Genomic DNA, 1,807 nt, shown 5'->3' on the forward strand with positions numbered 1-1,807 from the left:
GTCACCACCCGGCCGCTTCGCGGCCCCCCTCCCCGGACGGGGAGGGAGACGTCCAGGAAACGCTCATGAACATCCTCAACAGCCCCGACCCCGATTTCATGCGTGAAGAGGAGATTGTCCTCTTCTCAGACAGCGTCGGCAAATGGATCGACGAGCACGCGCCGCCGGAAAAGGTCCAGTCCTGGATCGCCAACTCGTCCGTGCCGCGCGAACTGTGGAGCCAGGCCGGCGCCGACGGCCTGCTTGGCCTGTCCATGCCGGAAGAAGACGGCGGCATGGGCGGCGACTATCGGCACGAGGTGGTGCTGATGCGCCAGCTGGGCTGGAAGGGCGCGGACCATTTCGGCATCAGCCTGCACAACGCCATCGTCGCCCCCTACATCTGGCATTACGGCACCGAGGAGCAGAAGGCGCGCTGGCTGCCCCGGCTCCAGTCCGGCGAACTGGTCGGCGCCATCGCCATGACCGAACCGGGCGCGGGCTCCGACCTGCAAGGGGTCAAGACCACGGCGGTCAAGAGCGGCAACGGCTATGTCGTCAACGGCTCCAAGACCTTCATCACCAACGGCCAACTGGCCAACTTCATCATCGTGGTCGCCAAGACCGACCCGGCCGAGGGCGCCAAGGGCACCTCCCTGATCGTGGTCGAAACGGACGGCGCCGAAGGCTTCGAACGCGGCCGGAACCTGCACAAGATCGGCATGGAGGGGAACGACACGTCCGAGCTGTTCTTCAACGACGTGAAGGTTCCCGGCGACAACATCATCGGCGGCGCCGAGGGCCAGGGCTTCGTCCAGCTGATGCAGCAACTGCCGCAGGAACGGCTGAACATCGCCGTCCAGGGCGTGGCCGCCGCCGAGCGCGGGCTGGAGGCGACCCTCGCCTACGTGAAGGAACGCAAGGCCTTCGGCAAGCGGGTCATCGACTTCCAGAACACCCAGTTCAAACTGGCCGAGGTGAAGACGAAACTCACGGTCGCCAAGGTCTTCGTCGACCACTGTATCGGCCTGCACCTCAAGGGCCAGCTCGACGCCGCCACGGCCTCCATGGCCAAATACTGGGTCACGGACATCCAGGGCGAGACCATCGACGAGATGCTGCAACTGCACGGCGGCTACGGCTACATGAACGAATACGCCATCGCCCAGCTGTACAAGGACGCGCGGGTGCAGCGGATCTACGGCGGCACGAACGAGATCATGAAGCTGCTGATCGCGCGCACCCTCTGATCGCCCCCTCCGTCATCCTCGGTCAAGCCTGAGGATGACGGATGGAAGGGACGGAGATAGGAAGGCGGACATGATCCGTCTTCACGTCCCTTCCCCCCTCGCCGCCGCCGCCGCCGTCGCCCCCACGCTCGACCAGTCGCGCTATCTGACCCAGGTCATGCGGCTGAAGGTCGGGGACGAACTGCTGGTGTTCAACGGCCGCGATGGCGAATGGCGCTGCACCGTCGCCGAAGTCCTGAAGAAAGGCGTCATCCTGCGCGCCGAGGAACAGGCGCGGCCCCAGACCTATGGCCCCGATCTGGAGCTGATCGTCGCCGTGGTGAAGAAGGCCCGGGTCGAGACCATCGTCGAGAAGGCCGCAGAGCTGGGGGCGCGCCGGGTGCGGCTGGTCCTGACCAAACGGACCAACGCCGACCGCATCCGCCTGGACCGGCTGGACGCCATCGCCGAGGAGGCCGCCGAACAGACCGGGCGGCTGGACGTGCCCCCGGTCGATGATCCGGTTAAACTGGACGCCCTGCTGGACGGGTGGGAGGCCGGCCGGCGCCTAATGTTCTGCGACGAGACCGGCGGCGCCC

Annotated in this window: 2 protein-coding genes; both read left to right on the forward strand. The window is 66.4% G+C overall.

The window, feature by feature from the left end:
- The first annotated feature begins 65 nt into the window (after positions 1-65).
- The gene (locus ER13_RS17150) at positions 66-1,229 is read left to right on the forward strand and encodes an acyl-CoA dehydrogenase family protein (protein WP_035311312.1); all 1,164 of its coding nucleotides are present in this window, start codon (positions 66-68) and stop codon (positions 1,227-1,229) included.
- Between the two features lie 70 nt (positions 1,230-1,299).
- Positions 1,300-1,807: 16S rRNA (uracil(1498)-N(3))-methyltransferase (locus tag ER13_RS17155; protein ID WP_035311313.1), on the forward strand; the 508-nt coding region annotated here is incomplete at its 3' end.

This window comes from Brevundimonas sp. EAKA (assembly GCF_000698025.1).
Classification (GTDB): Bacteria; Pseudomonadota; Alphaproteobacteria; order Caulobacterales; family Caulobacteraceae; genus Brevundimonas; species Brevundimonas mediterranea_A.